Origin of the sequence: Luteococcus peritonei (assembly GCF_039526385.1) — a bacterium.
In the GTDB taxonomy this organism is placed as follows: Bacteria; Actinomycetota; Actinomycetes; order Propionibacteriales; family Propionibacteriaceae; genus Luteococcus; species Luteococcus peritonei.
The window spans coordinates 111749-133733 of sequence record NZ_BAAAIX010000016.1 but is presented as its reverse complement, the minus strand read 5'-3'; the positions used below and the strand labels follow the sequence as shown (position 1 = coordinate 133733).

The following is a 21985-nucleotide window of genomic DNA, read 5'->3' as shown; positions in this document are numbered from 1 at the left end:
GCTGCGGCGCTCACTTCGCGTTGAAGTACTTCGCCTCCGGGTGGTGCACCACGATCGCGTCGGTGGACTGCTCGGGGTGCAGCTGCAGCTCCTCGGACAGGTGCACCCCGATCCGCTCCGGCTCCAGCAGCGTCACCAGCTTGGCGCGGTCCTCCAGCTCCGGGCAGGCCGGGTAGCCGAAGGAGTAGCGCGATCCGCGGTAGTCCTGGTCGCGGATCGCGCGATCCACGTCGGACTGGGTGGCCGCATAGCCCAGCTCCTCGCGGGTGCGGGCGTGCCACATCTCCGCCAGCGCCTCGGTGAGCTGCACGCTCAGGCCGTGCAGCTCCAGGTAGTCACGGTAGGAGTTGAGCTCGAAGAGCCGTTGCGTCTCGCGCGCCACCGCCGAGCCCATCGTCACCAGCTGCATGGCCAGCACGTCGGGGCCGTGCTGGTCGAACTCCTCGCGGTCGCGGAAGAAGTCGGCCAGGCAGAGCCGACGGTCGCGGCGCTGGCGCGGGAAGGTGAAGCTGGTCAGCTCGCGCTCGTGGTCCTCGGGATCCAGCACGTGCAGCGTCTCGTCCTCGGAGTAGACCGGGAAGTAGCCGTGCACCACCGCGAACTCGGCCAGCGAGTCGGTCTTGATCCGGTCCAGCCAGGCGCGCAGGTGCGGCCGGCCCTCGGTCTCCACCAGCTCTTCGTAGGAGGCGCCGTCGCGCAGGCCCTTGAGGCCCCACTGGCCCAGGAAGGTGGCCCGCTCGTCGAGCCACTCCACCACATCGGCGGTCTGGATGCCCTTGACCACCCGGCTTCCCCAGAAGGGCGGGGTGGGCACGTCGACGCCGCCGGCGGGCGTGGGGCGGGCGACGTCGGAGCGCACGCCCAGCTCCGGCTCGGCGATCTCCACCGCAGGCCCCTTCGGCACGCGTCGCGGCTTGACGGCCGGCAGCTGCGCGCCGGGCACCCCGCGCTTGACCGCCATCACGGCGTCCATCAGGTGGAGGCCCTCGAAGGCATCCTTGGCATAGCGGACCTCGCCGGAGAAGGTGTCGTTCAGGTCGTGCTCGACGAAGGCGCGGGTCAGCGCGGCACCGCCCAGCAGCACCGGGTACTTCGTGCCCAGGCCCAGCTGGTCCAGCTCGGCCAGGTTGTCCTTCATCACCATGGTTGACTTCACCAGCAGCCCGCTCATGCCGATGGCATCGGCCTGGCTGGCCTCGGCGGCCTCGACGATGGCGCCGATGGGCTGCTTGATGCCCAGGTTGACCACCTTGTAGCCGTTGTTTGAGACGATGATGTCCACCAGGTTCTTGCCGATGTCGTGGACATCGCCCTTCACCGTGGCCAGCACGATGGTGCCCTTGCCGGAGGTGTCCTCGGTCTTCTCCATGTGCGGTTCCAGGTAGGCCACCGCGGTCTTCATCACCTCGGCGCTCTGCAGCACGAAGGGCAGCTGCATCTGGCCGGAGCCGAACAGGTCGCCCACGATCTTCATGCCGGCCAGCAGGTCGGAGTTGATGATCTCCAGCGCGGGCTTGAGCGCCAGCGCCTCGTCCAGGTCCGCCTCCAGGCCCTTGGCCTCGCCGTCGACGATGCGTCGCTGCAGCCGCTCCTCCAGCGGCAGGGCGGCCAGCTCCTGGGCGCGCGAGGCGCGCAGGTCTGCGGCGGTCACGCCCTCGAAGAGCTCCAGGAAGCGCTGCAGCGGGTCGTAGCCCTCTCGGCGCCGGTCGTGCACCAGGTCGAGGGCCACCTCGCGCTGCTCGTCGGGGATGCGGTCCATCGGGACGATCTTGGCGGCGTGGACGATGGCGGAGTCCAACCCGGCCTGCACGCACTCGTGCAGGAAGACCGAGTTGAGCACGATCCGGGCGGCGGGGTTCAGGCCGAAGGAGATGTTGGAGACGCCCAGCGTGGTGCGCACCCCGGGGTGCAGCTCCTTGAGCCGTCGGATCGCCTCGATGGTCTCCAGACCGTCGCGTCGGGTCTCCTCCTGGCCGGTGGCGATCGGGAAGGTGAGGCAGTCCACCAGGATGTCGCCCACCTGCAGGCCCCAGTTCTGGGTGAGGTCGGTGACCAGGCGGGAGGCGACGCGCACCTTCCACTCGGCGGTGCGGGCCTGGCCCTCCTCGTCGATGGTCAGCGCGACCACCGCGGCGCCGTGCTCGGCGACGACAGGCATCACGCGGGCATAGCGGCTGGTGGGGCCGTCCCCGTCCTCGAAGTTCACCGAGTTGATGACGCAGCGCCCGGCCAGGCTCTCCAGCCCGGCCTCGATCACCTCGGGCTCGGTGGAGTCCAGCACGATGGGCAGCGTGACGGCGGTGGAGAAGCGGCTGGCCAGGGTGCGCATGTCGGCCGAGCCGTCGCGGCCGACGTAGTCGGTGCACAGGTCGAGCAGGTGGGCGCCGTCGCGGACCTGCGCCTTGGCGATCTCGACGCACTCGTCGATGTTGCCGGCCAGCATGGCCTCACGGAAGGCCTTGGAGCCGTTGGCATTGGTGCGCTCACCGATGGACAGGTAGCTGGCGTCCTGGGCGAAGGCGACGTCGGAGTAGAGGCTGGAGGCGCCGTTGACGTGCTCCGGGCTGCGGGGCGCCACCTCGCGACCGCCGATGGCCTCTGCGAGCTGGCGGATGTGCTCCGGCGTGGTGCCGCAGCAGCCGCCCACCACGGCCAGGCCGTAGTCGGTGGCATAGCGGTCCAGGGCGGTGGCCAGTCCCTCGGCGTCCAGCGGGTAGCTGGCCCCGTCGGGGCCGAGCACCGGCAGGCCGGCATTGGGCATGCAGCCGACGCCGGCGCGCGAGTACTTGGCCAGGTGGCGCAGGTGCTCGCTCATCTCGGCGGGGCCGGTGGCGCAGTTCAGGCCGATCACGTCGACGCCCAGCGGCTCGATGGCGGTCAGCGCGGCGCCGATCTCACTGCCCAGCAGCATGGTGCCGGTGGTCTCGACGGTGATGTTGACCAGGATCGGCAGGTCGACGCCCAGCTTCGCGCGGGCCCGCTTGGTGGCGATGATGGCGGCCTTGGCCTGCAGCAGGTCCTGGCAGGTCTCGATCTGCACTGCGTCGATGCCGCCGGCGACCATGGCCTCCACCTGGCGCTGGTAGGCGTCGCGGACATCGGCGAAGGCGACATGACCCAGGGTGGGCAGCTTGGTGCCCGGGCCGATGGAGCCCAGCACGAAGCGGGGACGATCCGGGGTGGAGATCTCGTCGGCCACCTGGCGGGCGATCCGGGCGCTGGCGGTGGCCAGCTCCTCGATCCGGTCGCTGATGCCGTACTCCCCCAGCGCGGACAGGTTGGTGCCGAAGGTGTTGGTCTCCACCAGGTCGGCCCCGGCCTCGAGGTAGGCCCGGTGGATGTCGGCGATCACCTCGGGCCGGGTGACGCTGAGCACCTCGTTGCAGCCCTCCAGGCCCTCGAAGTCGTCGAGGGTGAGGTCGACGGCCTGCAGCATCGTGCCCATCGCCCCGTCAGCCACGAGGACGCGATGGTGGAGCAGGTCACGAAGCGCAGTAGTCATGGTTTCCACACTACGGCGATGTGACAAACCGTCACGTCCACAGCCCCAGGAATGGACCCCTGGGGGTGGGATCGGTCCTCCTGTGGTGAACACGCCCCTGACGTGGGCTTTTGTGAGGGCTCCGGAGCCTAGTGTCGAGCCGACCGCAGTACGGAACCGACGGAGGACCGATGACCACCACCCATGACGCGGCCTCGCCGCAACCGGCTCTGCGGCGCAGCGTCGGCACCTTCCAGCTCTTCCTGTTCATCCTGGGCGACGTGCTCGGCGCGGGTGTCTACGTGCTGGCCGGCCAGGTGGCGGACCGCTCCGGCGGGGCGGTCTGGGTGCCGCTGGTGGCGGCTCTGCTGCTGGCGCTGCTGACGGCCGGCTCCTATGCCGAGCTGGCCACCCGCTACCCGCACGCGGGCGGCTCGTCGTACTACGCCCACCGCGCCTTCGGCAGCTGGGCCGGGTTCCTGGTGGGCTTCTGCATGCTGGCCGCCGGGATCGTCTCGGTGGGAGCGCTCGCGCTGGGCTTCGCCGGCGACTACCTGGCCGCCTTCGTCGACCTGCCGGTGCCGGTGACGGTGACCGTCTTCCTGGTGCTGCTGGCGCTGCTCAACCTGCGCGGGATCAACGAGTCGTTGGCGGCCAACTCCGTGGCCACCGTGATCGAGGTGGCCGGCCTGCTGCTGGTGATCGCCCTTGGCGCCTGGGTGGTGCTGCGCGGTGACGCCGACCTGTCGCGGCTGGGCCAGCTGGGTACCCCGGAGCACGGTCCGCTCGGCGCGGTGCTGGCCGGTGCGGTGCTGGCCTACTACTCCTACGTCGGTTTCGAGACCTCGGTGAACCTCGCCGAGGAGGCGCGCGACCCGCGACGTTCCTACCCGCGCGCGCTGTTCGGGGCGCTCATGGTGGCCGGCGTGGTCTATGCGCTGGTGGGCGCCGCGGCCAGCGCCGTGGTCCCCACCGAGCAGCTGGCCGCCTCCAGTGGCCCGCTGCTGGAGGTAGTGCGCCGCGCCGGTGGCGTCCCGCTGGTGCTGTTCAGCGCGATCGCCCTGGTGGCGGTGGCCAACGGCGCCCTGCTGACCGGCATCATGTCCTCCCGGCTGGCCTACGGGATGGCGCGCGACGGCCTGCTGCCCTCCGCGCTGGGGCGGGTGCTGCCGGTGCGCCGCACCCCGTGGCTGGCCATCATCGTCACCACGGCGCTCTCGCTGCTGCTGGCCCTGCTGGGCAGCATCGAGGTGCTGGCCTCCACGCTGGTGGTGCTGCTGCTGGTGGTCTTCAGCGCGGTCAATCTGGCCGTGCTGGTGCTGCGACGACGCGGCGGCTCCGACCCCGACGCGCAGGCCGACCACTTCCGGGTGCCCACCGCGCTGCCGGTGCTCGGCCTGGCCTCCTGCCTGCTGCTGGCCACCCAGGTGGAGGCCGCCACCTGGCGCTTCGCCCTGCCCATGCTCGCGGTGGGCGCGCTGCTGGCCGTGCTGGCCGCCCGACGCACCCACCGCTGAGGCTCAGCCCACCACGTCGCGGTCGCGCTCCAGCAGCGCGGCATAGCGCCCGTGGCCGGCCAGATCGGCGGGCGGGCCCTGCTGCACCACCCGTGCCTGGTCCAGCACGACGACGTGGTCAGCCTCCAACGAGGAGGCCACGTGGTGGGTCACCTCAACGACGGTGCCTCCCGCCATGGCCTCGCGGACCGCGGCGCGCACCCGGGCCGCCAGCTCGGGATCCAGGTGGGCGGTGTACTCGTCGAGCACCAGCACCCGGGGCCGCATCAGCAGGGCCCGGGCCAGGGCCAGCCGCTGGCGCTGGCCGCCGGAGACCTGCTGGCCACCCTCGCCCACCTCGGTTGCCAGGCCCTCAGGCATCGCCGCCACCTCGTCGTCGATCTGGGCCACCCGCAGCACGCCCCACAACTCCTCGTCGCAGGCCTCGGGGGCTGCCAGCCGGAGGTTGTCGGCGATGCTGCCGCGGAAGAGCTGGGCCTGCTGGGTCACCAGGGCGACGGCCCGGTGCAGGTCGTCGCCGGCCAGGTCGCGCAGGTCCGTCCCGCCCAGCCGGATGCTGCCGGCCTGCGGGTCGTCGGCGCGCAGCAGCAGCCGCAGCAGGGTGGACTTGCCGGAGCCCGAGGCACCCACCAGGCAGCTGTGCCGCCCGGCCGGCAGCTCGACGTCCGCCTCACGCAGCGCGGCCTCGCGTCGTCCGCCCTGGCCGGGGTGGGTGTAGGTGACGCCCTGCGCGCTGAGACCCAGCGGGCCGGCGGGCAGCGCTTGCGGCACCGCGGCTTCCGGCAGGCCGCCGTCGGCATGGGTGGTCTCGTGGACCCGCCGGGCGGCGGCGAAGGCATTGTCCAGCTCGGCAACCAGGTCCTCGACGGGCCGGGTGACGGCGAAGCAGCGCAGCACCACGGCCACCGACATGGCCAGCTGGGCCAGCGGCAGCCGCTCGGGGACTGCCACCAGCGCCATCAGCACCGGGGTGGCCACCAGGGCGGCGCGGGCCAGGCCACGGCGCAGCGCCACCAGCACCACCCCGCTGCGCTGGACCCGCACGATGCGCTCGTCGAGGACGGCCATCTCGGCCAACCGTTCAGCCTCACGGCCGTAGCCGGTGACCTCCACCATCCCCTGCACCGAGTCGGTGAGGTGGTGCGCCAGCTCACCGCGCAGGCCGGCCAGCTGCTGGGCCGCGAGCTGCCCGCGGCGCGCCCCGGCCAGCGGCAGCAGCCAGGTGGCGGCCAGGCCGAGACCCGCCACCAGCGCCAGGCGCCAGGAGGTGGTCCAACCGATGCCGAGCACGGCGATGGTCGGCACCACCAGCGCCGCCAGCCACGGTGCGAAGGTGTGGGCGAAGAAGGACTCGATGCGGTCGATGTCCTTGGTGGCGCGGTTCAGCAGGTCCCCCGAGCGCACGTCGGCCAGCCGCGACGGGGGCCAGAGCCTGGCGAAGAAGTCCGCACGCAGCAGCTCCAGCGCCCGGAAGGCCACCAGGTGGCCGAGGAACTGTTCCGGATAGCGCATCGCGGCCTTGGCCAGGGCGATGGCGAGCAGCCAGCAGACCAGGCCGACGGCGCTGCCCGGCAACCAGCCGGGACCCTGGCCGGTAGCGGCCCGCGCGATGGCACCGGCGGCCACGGCGAACAGCGCCAGTCCCAGCAGCTGGTCGGCCAGCCGCGCCAGGCTGGAAGCGGCCAGCGGGGCCAGCACCGGGCGGGTGGTGCCGAGCAGCCAGCGGCTCAGCTCGCGTCGTGAGGTGTTCATCGCTGCTCCTCCAGACGTCCGTCGCGCAGCACCAGCACCCGGTCGGCACCGCGGGCCAGGGATGGCCGGTGGGTGACCAGCACGACGCTGGCCTCTCCCTGCAGCGCGGCAACGGCCTGGTGCAGCACCCGTTCGCTGTCCAGGTCCACCTGCGAGCTGGGCTCGTCGAGCAGCAGCAGTGGGCGTCGGCTGAGCAGGGCCCGGGCCATCGACAGCCGCTGCGCCTGGCCACCGGAGACGGTCTGTCCTCGTTCCCCCAGCCAGGTGTCCAGCCCGTCGGGCAGGCCGGCGACGAAGTCATCCAGGCCGACACGGCGCAGCGAGCGCCAGAGCTCCTCGTCGGTGGCCTGCGGGGCGGCCAGCCGCAGGTTGTCGGCGAGCGTCCCGGTGAACAGCCAGGTGCTCTGCGCCACCACGGCGCTGGCGGCGCGCACCTCGCGTCGCCCGCACGGGGAGACGGGGTGGCCGGCCACCCGGGCACTGCCGGCGTGCGGCAGCAGGTCTGCCTTGAGCAGCGAGAGCAGGGTGGACTTGCCCGAGCCCGACGGGCCCAGGATGGCCACCCGCTCCAGCGGTCGCAGCTGCAGCGAGGCCTCGGGCAGCACGACATTCTCACCGTGGCGCACCTCGGCGCCCTCGACGTCCACCACCGAGGTGGTCTCGGTGCCCGGCTGCGGGTCGGGGCCGTGCGCCCGGTCCAGCGGTTGCGCGAGCACGCCCCGCACCGCCCGCTCCGAGGCCATGCCGCCCATCCCGACGTAGAAGAAGGAGCCCACCTTGTCGAGCGGTTCCAGCAGCAGCACCGAGGCGAGTACGACGCTGAGCGCCCCGGCCGCGTCGATGGCGCCGCTGCGCAGCCGCCACCAGGCCAGACAGGCCGCCAGGGTGACCATCAGCAGCGAGAAGACGATGTCGGTGACCAGCAGCACCACCTGGTTGCGGGCCAGCAGGCGCATGGTGGCCTGCCGGTTGCGCTCCCCCGCCTGGGCCAGCTCGTCGGCAGTGCGGGCGGCGGCGCGCAGCAGGCGCAGCGTCTCCAGTCCCTGGATCGCCTCCAGGAAGCGGGCGCTGAGCGCCATCCGTGCCGCCCGCGACTGCGAGGAGACGCCACGAAAGGCCTTCTGGAAGCCCACCACGACGAGCGGCACCAGCGGCAGGCAGAGCGCCAGCAGCCCGGCGGTCACCGGGTCGACGGCCAGGCCCAGCGCCAGCAGCACCAGCAGCGGCCCCAGGAAGGCGCCGAACAGGGAGCCGAAGAAGGTCTGGCGGTAGGCGGCGACCCGTTCCACGGAGTCGGTGGCCAGCGAGACCAGATTGCCTGAGCGGCGGCCGCGCTGCCGGGCCGGGCCCAGGTCGAGGATGTGGGAGAGCAGGCGGCGACGCAGCAGCCCCTCCTCGGTGGCGGCGCTGGAGCGCTGCACCAGCACGCCACCGGCCTCGGCCAGGGCGGAGAGGACACCGGCCAGGGCGGCGACCCCCAGCAGTCTAGACGATGCAGGGCGCCCGGCGCTGGCATCGACCAGCAGCCGGGCCACCGCCCAGAAGACCCAGAAGGCACCCTGCGAGGCCAGCAACGCCAGCAGCACCTGGACGGCCACGGCCCGTCGCCCGGCGCTCGAGGTGGTGCGGATCTCGTGGCCCGGCCCCCTGCCCCCGCCGGGTCGCCCTCCCGGGTGCCCGCCGGGGTGCCCTCCCGGGTGTCCACCGTGCGCGGGGGCCTGTGGGCTGCTGTGACGGGAAGGGGCCATGGGGACGATTCTCGCCCCTCATGGCCCCTGCACCGTTAATCGAGCGCCTCAGGGACGCAGCAGCACCTTGGTGGCGCGACGCTCGTCCATGGCGGCATAGGCCTCGGCCACCTCCGAGAGCGGCAGCTCCAGGTCGAAGACCTCGCCGGGGGTGATCCGGCGCTCCAGCACCATGGCCAGCAGCTGCTCCAGGTAGGCGCGCACCGGGGCGACGCCGCCGTGGATGCCCTTGTTGTCCCAGAACATCTGCTCGATGTCGATGCCGCCGTGGGGCACGCCCACCACGCCCATCATCCCGCCGGGCCGCAGCGCGGCGACCGCCTGGCTGCGGGCGTCCTCGGTGCCGACGCACTCCAGCACGACGTCGGCGCCGATCCCCTCGGTCATCTCCCGGATCTTCGCGACGCCCTCGTCGCCGCGCTCGGCGACGATGTCGGTGGCGCCGAAGTCCCGCGCGATCTTCTGACGGTCGGCGTGGCGGCTCATCGCGATCACCCGCTCGGCCCCGAGCTGGACGCTGGCCAGCACCGCGGACAGGCCCACCGCGCCGTCGCCCACGACGGCGACGGTCTTGCCGGGGCCGACACCGCCGGAGACGGCGGCGTGCCAGCCGGTGCACATCACGTCGGACAGCGCCAGCAGCGAGGGAACAAGGTCCTCGTCGGGCTGGCCAGGGGTCGCGAGCAGGGTGCCATCGGCCTGCGGGATGCGGATCTTCTCGGCCTGGCAGCCGTCGTAGCCGCCGCCGTTCTGGCAGTTGGCGTGCGCCCCCTTGCGGCAGACCGGGCAGGTGTTGTCGCTGTAGGTGAAGCCGCCGACGACGAAGTCGCCGACCTCGACGCTGGTGACGGCCTCGCCCACCTGCTCGACGATGCCGACGTACTCGTGGCCGATCGGGGTGGGCTTCTTCACCTCGGCGATGCCGCGGTAGCGCCACAGGTCGGAGCCGCAGACGCAGGCGGCGACGGTGCGGATCACCGCATCGGTGGGTTCGCTGATGGTGGGATCGTCGCGCTCCTCGAAGCGGACATCACCCTTTCCGTAGATCACTGCTCCATGCATGGCACCAGTCCAGCACACCGGCACAGGCCTGAGTGGCGCCGGGCCAGGCTTGGGCGCGCGCACTAGGGTGTCGGCATGCCTGACTCCCTGTCGAACCTGCGCCGGCCCGTGGTGGTGGTGGCCTTCGAGGGCTGGAACGACGCCTCCGACTCCGCCACCAATGTGGTGAACCACCTGGGCGTCACCTATGACGCGGACGTGGTCTTCGAGGTGGATGGCGAGGAGTACTACGACTTCCAGATGAACCGCCCCCGGATCACCTCTCCCGACGGCATGGGCCGCGAGATCGAGTGGCCGGCGGTTCAGATCGCCGTCGCGGCCCTGTCGGAGCGCGACGTGGTGCTGGTCAGCGGCCCGGAGCCGAACCTGCGCTGGCGCTCCTTCACCCGGGCCCTGGTCTCGGCACTGCGCACGGTGCGGCCCGAGATGGTGGTGCTGCTGGGCGCCATGCTCACCGACTCCCCGCACTCGCGGCCGCTGCCGGTCACCGGCACCGCCAACGACGTGGAGCTGGCCACCCGGCTGGGCCTGGAGCCGTCGAACTACGAGGGGCCGACCGGCATCGTGGGGATCCTGTCCGATGCGGTGCGACGGGCCGGCATGCCGGTGGTCTCGTTGTGGGCGCAGGTGCCGCACTATGTCTCCGATCCGCCGAACCCGAAGGCGACGCTGGCCCTGCTGGTGCGCATCGAGGACCTGCTGGACACACCGCTGGACCTGGGTGACCTGCCCGAGGAGGCGCTGGCCTGGGAGCGCGGCGTCGACGAGCTGGCCTCGGAGGATCCCGACGTCGCCGAGTACATCGCGCGTCTGGAGGCCGCCCAGGACGAGGAGGACCTGCCGGCCGCGACGGGTGACTCGATCGCGGCGGAGTTCCAGCGCTACCTGCGCCGCCGCAACGAGGGCCGCTGAACCCGGAAGATCCGGCTCCTCAGCCTCCGCCTCTGGTTGCGTGGTTGGATCTGGGCATGAGCGAAACTTTCACCATGGCCGGCCACAGCGTCGGTCGCGTCGGCTTCGGCGCCATGCAGCTTCCCGGTCCCGGCGTGATGGGTGCCCCGAACGACCACAACCAGGCCGTCGCCGTGCTGCGACGGGCCGTCGAGCTGGGCATCAACCACATCGACACCGCCGAGTTCTACGGCCCGCACGTGGCCAACCAGCTGATCCGTGAGGCGCTGCACCCCTATGGCGAGGACCTGGTGCTGGTCAGCAAGACCGGCGCCTGTCGCGACGAGGCCGGCGCCTGGCTGCCGGCGCAGACGCCGGAGCAGCTTGTCGCCGACACCCACCAGAACCTGGAGACCCTGGGCATCGAGCGGCTGCAGGTGATGAACCTGCGCGTGATGCCGAAGGACGAGCACTCCCCTGCCGACTACGTCGAGGTGCCCCTGGACGAGCAGCTCGACGCGATGCGCCGGCTGGTGGACGAGGGCGCGATCGAGGCCTTCGGCGTCTCCACCGTCACCGTCGACCAGGCCAGCCAGGCCATCGACGCCGGTGCGGTGTGCGTCCAGAATGCCTACAACCTGCTGGCCCGCACCGACGAGGACACCCTGGAGATGTGCGCGGCCCGTGGCGTGGCCTATGTGCCCTACTTCCCGCTGGGCTCGGCCTTCGGCTGGTTCCCCCGCGTGGACGAGGCGCCGCAGGTGAAGGCCGTGGCCGAGCGGCTGGGCCACACGCCCGCGCAGGTGGGCCTGGCCTGGCTGCTGCACCGGGCGCCGAACATCCTGCTGATCCCGGGCACCGGCTCGCTGGCTCACCTGGAGGAGAACACCGCGGTGCGCGAGATCACCTTGGACGAGGCAGACATGGCCGAGCTGGAGGGCCGTCAGGCCTGAGCCGACCCGTGCGCGGGGCCGCTGGTCAGGAGAACTTGCCGGCGGCCTCGCGCGCGGCCATCACGCCCTTGATGACGCAGAAGCAGACCAGGGCGTAGAAGGGCAGCGCCACCAGGTTGAGCCCGGCCGGCTGCACCTGCTGCAGGCCGCAGACCAGCACCAGCAGGCCGCCCACGAAGCAGGCCCAGGCACCGCGCCCGAACCAGCGTCCGGCCGCCTCGTGCCCGGCATACCAGGCCTCGTCATTGGCCAGCGTGGCGGGCATCCTGATCCCGAGCGGCGAATTCGGCGACAGCCTGCGCCGGTTGGCGCTCCAGGTGATCAGCCCGAGCGCGGCGCAGGCCAGCAGCATGGCGCCGCTGATCATCAGTGCGAGGTGCATGGTGCCATCCTGCCAGCGTCGACGGGCAGCACACGTCAGCGACGATGTGCGCTCGCCGGCCCGCCGTGCCTATCATGGGACCATGACCTGGCCCACTGCTCGCACCTCCCGGTGCCACAGCACCTCGGCCGGTCACGTCTGTCGGCTCGTCGCGCAGTCCTGAGACTGCGCCAGGCCCGGACCTCTGAGTGTCCGGTCCTCGACCCGCGCCCCTGTCGGCGCCCAGCACCCCGCCATCGCGACCCTTCGTGGTCCCGCGACCCGCCGCGCGTCGCGTGTCAGCGTGCTGCCCGATCCTGAACACCATCGAAATCCCTTTGAGGTCCCCGTGTCGTCGGTACCCGACATCCCGGTGGACGACGAGCTTCGTTCGTCCTCACCGGTCCCTCAGACTGTCCATCCGCCCGAAGCTGCGTCCCCGGCCCTGCGCTCCCGTGCCTGGCGACGACTGCGGCGTGATCCTGCGGCCCTCGCCGGCGGGGTCGTCGTGCTGCTCGCCGTGGCCGTGGCCCTGCTGGCGCCGCTGATCAGCCGGCTGGTCGGCGTCGATCCGTACACCTACCACCTGGATCTGCTCCAGGGCTCCGGCATCCCGGAGGGGCGCTTCGGCGGTGTCAGTGCCGAGCATCCTTTCGGTGTGGAACCGCAGACCGGTCGCGACCTGTTCGCGATCGTCGTCGAGGGCACCAGGGTCTCCTTGGCGATCGGCCTGGGCGCCACCCTCCTGTCCATGCTGATCGCCGTGCTGCTGGGGCTCTCGGCCGGTTACTTCGGTGGATGGTGGGATGCGCTGGTCTCCCGGCTCACCGACATCACCTTGGGCTTCCCGCACCTGGTCTTCATGATCGCCGTCTCCGCGGTGGTCCCCGCCGGCGCTCCTCGGGTTCCGGTGATGATCGCCATCATCGGGCTGCTCGGCTGGCCGGCTGCAGCCCGCGTCCTGCGCTCCCGCACGATGGCCCTGCGCAACCGCACCTTCGTGCAGGCCTCGCGGGCCATGGGAGCCGGCCGGTGGCATGTGCTCGTCACCCAGGTCCTGCCCAACCTGCTCGCCACCATCATCGTCTTCACCACCATCTCCATCCCGGGGAAGATCGGCGCCGAGGCGACGTTGAGCTTCCTGGGCGTCGGTGTCACACCGCCGACCCCCTCCTGGGGGCGCAGCATCGGCCAGGCCGTCACCTGGGTGAGTTCGGACCCTTGGTACCTGATCTTTCCGGGCACCGCGCTCTTCGTGGTGACCCTGGCCTTCAACCTCTTCGGCGACGGCCTGCGCGACGCCCTCGACCCTCGGACGGGTGATGCACGATGAACCGGATCGGCTTCCTGCTCTCCCGCTTGGTGCAGACGCTGCTCGTGCTGGTGGCGATCACCTTCGTCGCCTTCGCGATCTTCCAGCTCTTCCCCTCCGATCCGGCACAGCTGGCCTGCGGCAAGCCCTGCACCCCGGAGAACCTCGAACGTGCGCGCAGCTTCATGGGCTTCGACCAGCCATGGTTGGTGCAGTTCTGGGAATACCTCAAGGGCATCGTCGTGGGACGAACCTTCGGCAGCGGCGCGGAGAGCATCCGCTGCGACGCCCCCTGCCTGGGCTACAGCTTCCGGCTCTCCGCCCCGGTCACCGAGCTGATCGGGCAGCGTCTGCCGATCACCTTCTCGATCGCCGTCGGCGCAGCGCTCCTGTGGCTCGTCACCGGCGTCCTCGCAGGGGTCATCTCGGCCCTGCGACGTGGGAGCGCCCTGGACCGCACCATCATGACCGGGACCGTGGTGGGAGTCTCGGCCCCCTCCTACCTGGTGGGCCTGCTGGCCATCCTGCTGCTTGGTTTCAAGGCCAACATCGTCCCGGTCTCCGGCTATGTTCCCTTGTCCCAGAGCCCGGTCGACTGGCTGTGGCACCTGGTGCTGCCCTGGTGCGTCCTGGCCCTGATCTCCGCCGCGGTCTATGCCCGCATGGTGCGCGGGGAAATGCTGGAGAACCTCGGTGAGGACTATGTACGCACCGCGCGGGCCATCGGCCTGGACGAGCGCGCCGTTGTCGGACGCCACGTGCTACGCAACATCTCCCTGCCGGTACTCACCTACTTCGCGCTCGACCTCGGTTCCATGCTCGGAGGGGCCGTCGTCACCGAACGAGTCTTCTCCATCCAGGGTCTCGGCGCCCTGCTGATGGACGCAGTCGGCACCACCGACGTGCCGGTCGTGATGGGCGTCACGCTCGTCTCGGCCGCCTTCGTGGTGCTCGCCAACCTGGTCATGGACGCCGTGGCCACCCTGATCGACCCCCGGGTGTGAGCACTCCGACTCACACCGGTCTCCCTCCCGAAAGGCATCACCAATGGACACCTCCACCACGAAGCTCTCCCGCCGCGGCCTCCTTGCAGGCGGTGGCCTGGGCGCCCTGGCCCCCGCCCTCAGTGCCTGCGACGCCAACGGGCGTTCGACCGGTGCCTCCTCTTCGGCCTCGGCCAGCAAGGGTGGCACCATGACCATCCTGACCTCCGCCACCGACGTCAACTTCGACCCGGCCAAGAGCCAGTCGATGGCCGTCACCTCGCTGGGCCTGGTGCACCGCCGCCTGACCAGCTGGAAGATCACTCCCGGGGGTGAGGCCGAGGTGGTTCCTGACCTGGCCACCGACACCGGCACCGTGAGCAAGGACGGCCTCACATGGACCTACACCCTCAAGGACGGCGCCCGGATGGAGGACGGCAAGCCCGTCACCGCGGCCATGGTCAAGAACGGGCTCGAGCGCTCCTTCTCGTCCACCCTGTCCGGCGGCCTGGGTTACCACAAGGCTCTGCTGGCGGACACGAAGGGCTATCAGGGGCCCAGCGGCGGCAAGCACCTCGCCTCCATCGAGACGCCCGATGACAAGACCCTGGTCTTCCATCTCGAGCACCCGTACGGTGACTGGCCCTGGATCGCCTCCACTCCCGCCTTCGCCCCGGTCCCCGAGGGTGCCGATGCCACCAGCTATGCCCGCAAGCCCGTCGCCTCCGGCCCCTACCGGGTGGCCGAGTACAAGCAGGGCAGCTCGGTGCGCCTGGAGCGCAATGCCCAATGGTCTGCGGACAACGACCAGGTGCGCACCGCCATGCCGGACGTGATCACCTTCTCGCTCGGCCAGGACGAATCGGTGGTCTCGCAGCGGCTGATCGCCGACGCGGGCGCCGATCGCAACGCCTTCGGCGCGGACCTGGTGGCCGCAGCACAGCTGGCCCAGATCTCCTCCAATCCGTCTGCGAAGGGCCGCCTGGCCACGTCGAGTGCCGGACCGCTGCAGTACCTGGCGATCAACACCACTCGCATCACCGATCTCGACGTGCGCAAGGCGATCGCGCTGGCAGTGGACAAGGCTGCTGTCATCTCGGCGCTCGGTGGAGAGCTCGGGGCAGTCGTCGCCACCACCTTCATCACCCCGGGGATCCCCGGCCGTGAGGAGTTCGACCTGTTCCCGACCGACGTGGACAAGGCGAAGCAGTTGCTGGCTGGCAAGAAGGTTCCCGCGCTCACGCTCCTGGCCCAGAACGGTGCGGCGCCGTCGGCGATCGCCCAGGCAGTGGCCCAGTCCCTCACTGAGGCCGGCCTCACCGTGAACATCGCCCCGGTTGAGTCCGACACCTGGACCGAACGAGCCACCCAGGGCAACGGCTCCGGCTACGACCTGGCGATCGCATCCTGGAATCCCGACTACCCCTCTGCCAACGCCAACCTGCAGCCGTTGTTCGCCAGTTCGGAGATCGGCCAGGGCGGCTACAACATCTCTCGGTGGAGCGACCAGGCGATCGATGCGGCGATCCGGGATGCTACCGAGAACCCTGATGCGGAGGCCGCCAAGAAGCAGTGGGCGGCGATCGACCGTCGCATCGCCGAGCAGGTGCCGGCCGTGCCCCTGGCCTACCGACGAAACTCCTTCCTGCACGGCTCGGGAGTCTCCAACTTCTTCGTCGAGCCGTTCCCGGCCTACCCCAACTACCTGGTGCTGGGAGTGAGCGCTTCGTGAGCGAGGCCGCGCCACAGCCCCGCATGCTGCTGAGGGACCTGACCGTGCACTTCGACGGCCAGGAGGAGCCAGCCGCCCAGGGGATCACGCTCCACGTGGTCCCCGGCCGCATCCTGGCGCTCGTCGGGGAGTCGGGTTCCGGCAAGTCGGTCACCGCCATGGGATCGATCGGCCTGCTCCCCACCACGGCCCGCGTCAGCGGCTCGGCCCAGCTGGACGGCACCGAACTCGTGGGAGCACCTCGTCGACTGCTGGACCAGGTCCGGGGCGCGCAGGTGGGCACCATCTTCCAGGAGCCCACCACGGCCCTGGACCCGCTGCAGACCATCGGCGACGCACTCGCCGAAGCGATCGCCGCGCACTCACCGCACCGGGCGCGCCGGCGTCGACTGGACGACCGGGTGCACCGGCTGCTGGCACGGGTCGAGCTGCCCGACGTGGAGCGGATGGCGCGGTCCTATCCACACCAGTTGTCCGGCGGACAGCTGCAGCGAGCCTGCATCGCCCTGGCACTGGCCAGTGAGCCGGACGTGCTGATCGCCGACGAGCCCACCACGGCGCTGGACGTCACGGTGCAGGCCGGGATCCTCGACCTGCTCCGCTCGCTGGCCGACGACGGACTCGCCATCCTGCTCATCACCCACGACATGGGTGTGGTGGCGGACGTGGCGGACGAGGTGGCCGTGATGCGAGCGGGCCGCGTCGTCGAGCAGGCCGAGGTGCACGAGCTGTTCGCGCATCCCCAGCAGGCCTACACCCGCCAACTCCTCGGCGCCGTCCCGAAGCTGGAGGCGGCGACCACCACCAGCCGACCGAGGGAGCCCGAGCCCGGCAAGACTCTCGATGACCTGGTGGTGGTGCAGGACCTCGACGTCGTCTACCGCACGAGGCGTCGCAAGGAGGTCCATGCCGTGCAGGGCGTCAGCTTCCGGATCGGCAGAGGCGAGGTGGTGGGGCTGGTCGGTGAGTCGGGCTCGGGAAAGTCCACGATCGCCCAGACGCTGGCTGGCCTGGTGCCCGCCAGCCGTGGCTCCGTGGTGGTGGACGGCACGCAGCTGGTCGGCACCTCCCAGCAGGGGCTGCTCGACGTGAGACGGCGACTCGGCGTGGTCTTCCAGAACCCGGCCTCAGCCCTCAACCCGCGGCGCACCATCGCGCAGTCGATCGCCGAACCGCTGCGACTGCACAGCGACCTGTCACCCGAGCAACGTCGACAGCGGGTGGTCTCGCTGCTGGACCAGGTCCAGCTACCCAGTGCCATGGCGGACCGCTACCCCCACGAGGCCTCCGGAGGACAGCGCCAGCGGGTTGCGATCGCCAGGGCCCTCGCACTGCGACCGGATCTGGTGATTGCCGACGAGCCCACCAGCGCGCTGGACGTGTCGGTGCAGGCCGTCGTGCTGGAGCTCCTCGACGAGCTGCAGCGCGAGTACGGCTTCTCCTGCTTGTTCGTCTCGCACGACCTGGCGGTGGTCGAACAGGTGGCGGCCCGCACCGTGGTGCTGAACCAGGGGCGGGTGGTGGAGCAGGGCCCGACGCGGCTGGTGCTGAGCGAGCCGGACGACGACTACACCCGCCGGTTGGTGGCTGCGGTCCCGGTGCCCGACCCCGTCATCCAGCAGGCACGACGGACGGCACGAGCTGCCTGAGGCGGCTCGTCAGTGCTGGCAGGCGGCGACGGCCTTGTCGCGCAGGTCGTTGACCATCTGGTCCGGGTCGGCGGCGGAGTAGACGGCGGAGCCGGCCACGAAGGTGTCGGCGCCGGCCGCGGCGCAGCGCTCGATGGTCTCGGTGGACACGCCACCGTCCACCTGGATCCAGATCTCCTGGCCGGTGCGGCGCACCAGCTCACGGGTGCGCTCGATCTTTGGCAGCACCAGGTCGAGGAACTTCTGGCCGCCGAAGCCGGGCTCCACGGTCATCAGCAGCACCATGTCCAGCTCAGCGAGCATGTCGGCATAGGGCTCGATGGGGGTGGCGGGCTTGAGGGCCATCGAGGCGCGGGCCCCCTGGGCACGGATCTCGCGGGCCAGCCGGATCGGCGCGTCGGCGGCCTCGACGTGGAAGGTGACGCTCTCGGCGCCGGCCTCCGCGAAGGCCGGGGCCCAGCGGTCGGCCTGCTCGATCATCAGGTGGATGTCCAGGAAGGCGTCGGTCTGCTTGCGGATGCACTCCACCACCGGCAGCCCGAAGGTCATGTTCGGCACGAAGTGGTTGTCCATCACGTCGAGGTGGACACCGTCGGCGCTGGGGATGCGGGCGATCTCACCGGTGAGGTTCGACAGGTCCGCGTTGAGGATGCTGGGCGTGATGCGCATGGCCATGGCTCCAGCCTAGCGAGCACGACGATGGAAGACTGGGGCCATGACGATGCTGGGAGTGACGGGTGCCACCGGACGGGTGGGCGGACTGGTGGCACGACTGCTGGCCGAGGCCGGCCGGGAGCAGCGGCTGCTGGTGCGCAGCCCGGAGCGCGCGCCGCAGCTGCCGGGGGCGCAGGCTGTCACTTGCAGCTATGAGGACAGCGAGGCCACCCGCGCTGCCCTGCAGGGCATCGACGTGCTCTTCATGGTCTCCGCCGCAGAGGCCGCCGACCGGCTGGAGCAGCACCGTGCCTTCATCGACGCCACCGCGGCCGCCGGGGTCCGGCACGTGGTCTACACCTCCTTCATGGGGGCCGCGCCCGACGCTGTCTTCACGCTGGGCCGCGACCATGGCGCCACCGAGGAACACCTGCGTGCCTCCGGCATGGCCACCACGATGCTGCGCGACAACTTCTACATCGACGTCTTCCCCGACTTCGCCACCGACGGCGTGATCGCCGGTCCGGCCGGCCAGGGCAGGGTCTCCGCGGTCGCCATCGCCGACGTCGCCCGCGTCGCCGCCACCGTGCTGCAGGATCCGTCCGCCCACGTGGGCGCCGTGCACGAGCTCACCGGTCCCGAAGCCCTCACGCTGGACGAGATGGCCCAGGCCATCACCCGCGCCACCGGCACATCGGTGCGCTACCACGACGAGAGCCTGGCGGAGGCCTACGCCTCCCGGGAGCCCTATGGCGCCGAACCCTGGCAGGTCGAGGCCTGGGTGAGCACCTACACCGCCATCGCCTCCGGCCAGCTCGCCCGCACCACCGATGCCGTCAAGCAGGTCACCGGCAAGCCGCCGCTGACCGTTGAGGCAGCGCTGGCCCGTCGCTGAGCCGATTGCGTGGAAACTTTGGGCGCTCTATCGACCCGAAGTTTCCACACAATTCGCGGGGGCCCTATTCCCGGGTCACCAGAACCCGCGGGACGTAGGCCTCACCGCGCTCGGCCAGCTCGTCGAGCACCTCTGGCAGGACCGTCGGATAGGCCGGGAGTCCCGAGCCCCAGTCGGCCAGCGGCAGCCATTCCAACCACTCCTCGACGCCGTCCGCGGTGGTGGACGTCGGCTCGCCGGTCCGGATCGCCGGGTCGTCGGAGGCCAGGTAGTAGAAGGCCACCTCGTGGGCCAGCCGGTCGCCGATCGGGAAGAAGTTCTCGTGGGTGAACAGCAGCCGACGCGGCTCCAGCCCCACGCCGGTCTCCTCCAGTGCCTCGCGACGTGCCGCATCCAGGGTCGACTCTCCGTGGTGGACGCCGCCGCCCACCGAGTAGTGGAAGTCGTCGCGGCTGTTGCGGGCCATCAGCACCGCACCGTCGCGCACCACCACGAGGCAGGATCGGAGCCGGAACCACAGCTGGTCGTCGTCGATGAAGCAGTCTCGCGCTTCCTCCGAATTCGGACCGGGCAGGTCGCTCACCGTCGTCTCATCAGGGCCAGGAACATGGCATCGGTGCCGTGGCGGTGGGGCCACAGCTGCACGAAGCGCTCGTCGGTCAGCGCCCGGGCCTCGGGCACCTCGGGCAGGAAGGACGAGGCGTCCAGGATCTCGACGCGCTCGTCGGCCATCCTGTTCACCACGGCGCTGGTCTCTGCGCGGTGCGGGGAGCAGGTGACATAGGCCACCACGCCCCCGGGCGCGGCCGAGGTGATCGCGGAGTCCAGCAGACCGCACTGCAGCTCGAAGAGCTCGGCCACCTCCTCCGGCGTGCGACGCCAGCGCGACTCCGGGCGTCGCCGCAGCGAACCCAGCCCGGAGCAGGGCACGTCGGCCATCACGCGGGTGAAGCTGCCCGGCTCCCAGTCCGGCTTCGTGCCGTCGCCCACCTTCACCTGCCACAGGTTCACCGGGTAGGCGCGCAGCGCCTTGCGCACCAGCTCGGCGCGGTGGGGATGGGCCTCGTTGGCCAGCAGGGTCGAACCGTCGGCCTGGGCCAGACCGGCCAGCAGCGCGGCCTTGCCGCCGGGCCCGGCGCACAGGTCCAGCCAGCGGCCGGGCTCGGCCTCGACGCGGCTGAGTGCCAGGGCCACCAGCTGGGAGCCCTCGTCCTGCACCGCGGCGCGACGCTGCCGCACCGCCGCCACGTCCGAGGGATTGCCCTCGCGCACCGCCCCGAAGGGAGAGAAGCGGGTGGGCTCTCCCCCGTCGACCAGCAGTTCCTCGCGCTCGGCCAGGCCGGGACGCACCACCAGGGTGGGCACCGGCGCCACATTGTCGGCCGCCAGCGCAGCCTCCAGCTCGTCGGCGGGCAGCACGTTTGCCCACGCGTCCACGATCCAGCGGGGATGCCCGGTGCGCAGCACCAGCGCGCCGCGCTCCCCCATCGGCGCGGTCAGTTCCTCCAGCCAGCCGTCCAGGTCCTTGGCGGCCACCTTGCGGATGATGGCGTTCACCACACCGGTGGTGCGCTCGCCCAGGGCCACGCCGGCCAGGTCCACCGAGGTGGAGACCGCCGCATGGGTGGGGGTGCGCATCCCCAGCAGCTGGTGGGCGCCGAGCCGCAGAACGTCGACGATGGCCGGCTGCAGGGTGCTCAGCGCCCGTCCGCCGGCGGCCTCGATGATCCGGTCATAGGTGCCCTCCCAGCGGCAGGTGCCGTTCACCAGCTCGGTGCACAGCGCCGCCTCCTGGGAGTCCAGGCCGTGCTCGCGGGCCTGCTCGGCCAGCGCCAGGTTGGCATAGGCACCGGAGGCGTGGACATCGCGCAGGGTGTCGAAGGCGGCCATCCGGGCCAGGTCGATGAAGCGCTCCGGGGCACGGTCGGGCAGGTGGCCCTCCGTGCGGGCGCGCTGGTCGCGCTGCCGGTCACGCTGGTCGCGACGCTCCTCGCGTCGGCCGCGGCTGTGCTCCTCGCGGGGATTGCCCCGGGGACGGGAGTCGTTGGGGCTCATGCAGTCTCCTCGACGTCGAATCGCTCGGGCAGCTGGTGCATGCCGCGAGCCCAGTCGGCGCCCGCCATCTCCTTCTTGCCGAAGGCCTGCACCCGCACCAGTTCCACCGCGCCCTCACCGGTGCCGGCCAGCAGCTGGCGACGGGTGGCACGCAGCTCACCGGGTGCCAACGGCTCGACCGGCTCGACGGGCACCGCCAGCGCCACCTTGAAGCGCTGGCCCTCCAGCATGGTCCAGGCACCGGGGCTGGGATGGGCGCCGCGCACCAGGGCGGAGACCTCGCCGGCGGGGCGGGTCCAGTCGATCCGGGTCTCCTCCACGGTCAGCTTCGGCGCCAGGCTGATCCCCTGCTCGGGCTGGGCGACGGGCCGCTCGCCCGCCTCCACGGCTGCCAGCGTCTCCACCAGCAGCTGGGCACCGGAGAGCGCCAGCCGACCCAGCAGGTCGGCGGAGGTGTAGGTGGCCGCGATCGGCTCGGTGACGGTCCGGTAGACCGGCCCGGCGTCGAGCTCACGGACCAGCTCGAAGGTGGTGGCACCGGTGGACTGCTCGCCGGCCATGATGCTGCGCTGCACCGGCGCCGCCCCGCGCCAGGCGGGCAGCAGGGAGAAGTGCAGGTTGATCCAGCCGTGCGTCGGGATGGCGAGCACGTGGTCCGGGACCAAGGCGCCGTAGGCCACCACCGGGCAGGCCTCGGGGTCCTTGGCGGTGAGCCAGGCCACGAAGTCCTCGTCACGGGGGTGGACCGGCTTGACCACCTCGAGCCCCAGCTCCTCGGCGCGCACCGCCACCGGCGAGGGCCGCAGCTTCTTGCCGCGCCCGGCGGGGGCGTCGGGGCGGGTGACGACGCCGACCACCTCGTGGCCGGCAGCCACCAGCGCCTCCAGGCTGGGCACGGCGGGTTCGGGGGTTCCGGCGAAGACGATTCTCACCCGCTCAA

17 protein-coding genes are annotated in these 21985 nt (G+C 71.4%); 8 read left to right on the top strand and 9 right to left on the bottom strand.

What is annotated here, in order from left to right; translation table 11 throughout:
• Positions 1 to 10: 10 nt before the first annotated feature.
• The gene (metH, locus tag ABD073_RS07925; protein WP_343873481.1) at positions 11 to 3502 is read right to left on the bottom strand and encodes a methionine synthase; all 3492 of its coding nucleotides are present in this window, start codon (positions 3500 to 3502) and stop codon (positions 11 to 13) included.
• A gap of 170 nt (positions 3503 to 3672) precedes the next feature.
• Between metH and ABD073_RS07920 the strand changes: the two genes are divergently transcribed.
• A complete protein-coding gene (locus ABD073_RS07920; protein ID WP_343873480.1) occupies positions 3673 to 4998 on the top strand; it encodes an APC family permease in 1326 nt (441 codons plus the stop codon).
• Positions 4999 to 5001: 3 nt separating this feature from the next.
• On the opposite strand, the gene ABD073_RS07915 is transcribed toward ABD073_RS07920, so the two are convergent.
• From ABD073_RS07915 to ABD073_RS07905, 3 genes are all read right to left on the bottom strand, one after another.
• Positions 5002 to 6750 carry an amino acid ABC transporter ATP-binding/permease protein gene (locus tag ABD073_RS07915; protein ID WP_343873478.1) on the bottom strand — a complete coding sequence of 583 codons (1749 nt, stop codon included), beginning with the start codon at positions 6748 to 6750 and terminating at the stop codon, positions 5002 to 5004.
• Entirely contained in the window at positions 6747 to 8348 is a 1602-nt protein-coding gene (locus ABD073_RS07910) for an ABC transporter ATP-binding protein/permease (RefSeq protein ID WP_343873477.1), read from the bottom strand. Before ABD073_RS07910 ends, ABD073_RS07915 begins: the two co-directional genes overlap by 4 nt.
• 198 nt (positions 8349 to 8546) lie before the next feature.
• Positions 8547 to 9560 (bottom strand): zinc-dependent alcohol dehydrogenase family protein, encoded by a 1014-nt coding sequence (locus ABD073_RS07905; protein WP_343873476.1) that lies wholly within the window; start codon positions 9558 to 9560, stop codon positions 8547 to 8549.
• A 75-nt stretch (positions 9561 to 9635) separates the two neighbouring features.
• On the opposite strand from ABD073_RS07905, the gene ABD073_RS07900 reads away from it, so the two are divergent.
• Together ABD073_RS07900 and ABD073_RS07895 are read left to right on the top strand one after the other, a co-directional pair.
• On the top strand, positions 9636 to 10472 hold the full coding sequence (locus tag ABD073_RS07900; RefSeq protein WP_343873475.1) for a PAC2 family protein: 837 nt from the start codon (positions 9636 to 9638) through the stop codon (positions 10470 to 10472).
• A gap of 56 nt (positions 10473 to 10528) precedes the next feature.
• On the top strand, positions 10529 to 11404 hold the full coding sequence (locus ABD073_RS07895) for an oxidoreductase (RefSeq protein ID WP_343873474.1): 876 nt from the start codon (positions 10529 to 10531) through the stop codon (positions 11402 to 11404).
• Between the two features lie 25 nt (positions 11405 to 11429).
• Here the strand turns inward: ABD073_RS07895 and ABD073_RS07890 are convergent, their stop codons facing one another.
• On the bottom strand, positions 11430 to 11786 hold the full coding sequence (locus ABD073_RS07890; protein WP_343873473.1) for an SdpI family protein: 357 nt from the start codon (positions 11784 to 11786) through the stop codon (positions 11430 to 11432).
• A 352-nt stretch (positions 11787 to 12138) separates the two neighbouring features.
• On the opposite strand from ABD073_RS07890, the gene ABD073_RS07885 reads away from it, so the two are divergent.
• From ABD073_RS07885 to ABD073_RS07870, 4 genes are read left to right on the top strand one after another with little or no spacing between them, the layout of a single operon-like run.
• A complete protein-coding gene (locus tag ABD073_RS07885; protein WP_343873555.1) occupies positions 12139 to 13098 on the top strand; it encodes an ABC transporter permease in 960 nt (319 codons plus the stop codon).
• Positions 13095 to 14081, top strand: a complete 987-nt coding sequence (locus tag ABD073_RS07880; RefSeq protein WP_343873472.1) for an ABC transporter permease — start codon at positions 13095 to 13097, stop codon at positions 14079 to 14081. Before ABD073_RS07885 ends, ABD073_RS07880 begins: the two co-directional genes overlap by 4 nt.
• A gap of 43 nt (positions 14082 to 14124) precedes the next feature.
• Positions 14125 to 15792 (top strand): ABC transporter substrate-binding protein, encoded by a 1668-nt coding sequence (locus ABD073_RS07875; protein WP_343873471.1) that lies wholly within the window; start codon positions 14125 to 14127, stop codon positions 15790 to 15792.
• Positions 15789 to 17441: a dipeptide ABC transporter ATP-binding protein gene (locus tag ABD073_RS07870; protein ID WP_343873469.1), complete on the top strand. Its 1653-nt coding sequence runs from the start codon at positions 15789 to 15791 to the stop codon at positions 17439 to 17441. The genes ABD073_RS07875 and ABD073_RS07870 overlap by 4 nt, the downstream gene beginning before the upstream one ends.
• Positions 17442 to 17450: 9 nt before the next feature.
• Here ABD073_RS07870 and rpe read toward each other — a convergent pair whose 3' ends face one another.
• Positions 17451 to 18116, bottom strand: coding sequence for a ribulose-phosphate 3-epimerase (gene rpe / locus ABD073_RS07865; protein ID WP_343873468.1), 666 nt, complete (start codon positions 18114 to 18116; stop codon positions 17451 to 17453).
• A gap of 40 nt (positions 18117 to 18156) precedes the next feature.
• Between rpe and ABD073_RS07860 the strand changes: the two genes are divergently transcribed.
• Positions 18157 to 18990: an SDR family oxidoreductase gene (locus tag ABD073_RS07860; protein ID WP_343873466.1), complete on the top strand. Its 834-nt coding sequence runs from the start codon at positions 18157 to 18159 to the stop codon at positions 18988 to 18990.
• A gap of 64 nt (positions 18991 to 19054) precedes the next feature.
• Here ABD073_RS07860 and ABD073_RS07855 read toward each other — a convergent pair whose 3' ends face one another.
• The 3 genes from ABD073_RS07855 to fmt form a co-directional block, all read right to left on the bottom strand.
• Positions 19055 to 19573: an NUDIX hydrolase gene (locus ABD073_RS07855; RefSeq protein WP_343873465.1), complete on the bottom strand. Its 519-nt coding sequence runs from the start codon at positions 19571 to 19573 to the stop codon at positions 19055 to 19057.
• Positions 19570 to 20880 carry an RsmB/NOP family class I SAM-dependent RNA methyltransferase gene (locus ABD073_RS07850; RefSeq protein WP_343873553.1) on the bottom strand — a complete coding sequence of 437 codons (1311 nt, stop codon included), beginning with the start codon at positions 20878 to 20880 and terminating at the stop codon, positions 19570 to 19572. Before ABD073_RS07850 ends, ABD073_RS07855 begins: the two co-directional genes overlap by 4 nt.
• A 161-nt stretch (positions 20881 to 21041) precedes the next feature.
• Positions 21042 to 21977, bottom strand: coding sequence for a methionyl-tRNA formyltransferase (gene fmt / locus ABD073_RS07845; protein ID WP_343873464.1), 936 nt, complete (start codon positions 21975 to 21977; stop codon positions 21042 to 21044).
• Positions 21978 to 21985 lie beyond the last annotated feature (8 nt).